We start from the raw sequence: 1,876 nt of genomic DNA, 5'->3' as shown, positions 1-1,876 counted from the left end.
ACTTGTAGACCAATATAGAGTTGAAATTTTAGTTTAATCTATTTTTTACCAACAGCTCTAGTTGAATAATTCCTTTAAAGGCCATTGAGAATTCCTGTACTTTGTTAAAAAGTACAAACCGGCATACTTCGCTTAGCCAAATACCAGCAATCCCCCCACCTCTCCCAATTCTTCCTCCAAAACCGACACCTTGATCCTTCTCTTGACTTTTTCATAAGTCTTGTTTACAAGAAAATCCAGGTACTCAAGGTCTATCTCTTTTCCAATCAAAACCATCTCAATAGTGCCCGAATCGATACCTTTGGCAAAATCTCCAACGATGTAAGCCTTTTCCACATTGCCAAGCCTGCTGACGACCTGCTCCAGCAATTGGTCCAATCCCAAAAACTTCGACACCATGTTACTGATTTCTTGGAAAAAAGGATGCTCATTGTTGGCGCGGTACATCTTGGTTTTACCTTCATCTCCCGCCTTCAACAGACCTGCATCAGTCAGCCTGTTGAGTTCCACACGCACAGCATTGGTGGATTCATCAAATTCCTTGGCGAGCGACCGCAAATAACTTGAATTGTTGTGGGAGAAAAACTTCAGTAGAAGTTTGACCCGAGTTTTGGAGGTGACAATGGAGTCGAGCATTTTAGAAGGGCGAGATAGCAGTCAAAGAGTAAAGCAGACAATTAAAAATTCCATTATTCAGTTATTTGAGCACCCAAATTCAATTATTTGATTACCCAAATAAACCCAGCTTCGCCCTTTCAGTCACAGCAAAAGACTTGGCATTACCGAGTAAATTCTTTACTCATGAGTAACAAAATTACTCGGGGAAAATAAACAAACAAGTGCTACCAAAAGATTTCTTAACCGTATATAAGTGCCTGATAAATAATATTTTATAAACAAACACCTTAACAAAAAGAAAAATGAAATTCAGCATGGAATAAATGAATTTGGTATCAAAAACTCTTACCGAAAAAAAATACTGATTAGATAAATAAAAAATACCGGCATCTCGGCCGGCATTTAATAATTCAATAATACATCTGAAAAACCAGCCCCAAATCATTCTAAGGCATGATTCCGAAAATCCTAACCAAAAACCATTTTGCAGTTAAATTCATCAAGTGAAAAATGGTAGATTTTCAAAATCCTAATTAACAATTCCCTTCCAAGTCACAACTGCTTCCATCTTGATTTTCCGCAACCTGCAGAATAGGATTTGTCGTCACAAAATCTTCCCATGCTTTGCTGATCGTCTGTTCAAAAGCCTCTTTGGGCTGCGCTCCTGATATCCCATATTTTCTGTCCACGACAAAAAAAGGAACTCCTCTCACACCGATCAGCCTGGATTCATATATATCCTGATCTACCTTGTCGGAAAACTCGTTGGAATCAAGACATTGCAGAACCCTCCCACTCTCAAGCCCCACCTCCATAGCCAATTTTGTCAAGGTTAATTTATCATCAATATTGGCACCTTCGGTAAAATAGGCCTTCAACAACCTTTCCTTCATTTCATCTCCTTTGCCCAGGGTCTTGGCGAGTTGCAAAAGGCGATGCGCATTCTTGGCATTGGCTACGACAGTTTTATCCATATGGTATGTCAATCCCTCCCCTGCAGCCATTTCTACTACCTGCTGAGTTACTTGATAGGTCTGTGCCTTGCTCCAACCTTTGGTTTCCGACAAATATTCAAGTGTACTTTTGGAAGGGTCAGTCACCATATCAGGATTGAGAAGGAAGCTTTTCCATTCAATCTGAACCTGATCTGCATATTCAAAATCCGCTAGAGCCGATTCAAGCCTTCTTTTTCCTATATAACAAAATGGACACATGATGTCCGACCAGATTTCAATTTTCATATTTCAGATTATTTTAC

General features: G+C 39.6%; 2 protein-coding genes. Both read right to left on the bottom strand.

The window, feature by feature from the left end:
* Window positions 1–132: 132 nt before the first annotated feature.
* Window positions 133–636: a winged helix-turn-helix domain-containing protein gene (locus tag ACZFYI_RS19850; RefSeq protein ID WP_462525854.1), complete on the bottom strand. Its 504-nt coding sequence runs from the start codon at window positions 634–636 to the stop codon at window positions 133–135.
* A 515-nt stretch (window positions 637–1,151) separates the two neighbouring features.
* Complete coding sequence (locus ACZFYI_RS19845) at window positions 1,152–1,859, bottom strand: DsbA family oxidoreductase (protein WP_462525853.1); 708 nt, start codon at window positions 1,857–1,859, stop codon at window positions 1,152–1,154.
* Window positions 1,860–1,876: the final 17 nt, after the last annotated feature.

The sequence above is a fragment of the Aquiflexum sp. genome (assembly GCF_977115555.1).
Note: the sequence above shows the minus strand (reverse complement) of the source record. Positions and strands in the feature narration are given on the sequence as shown.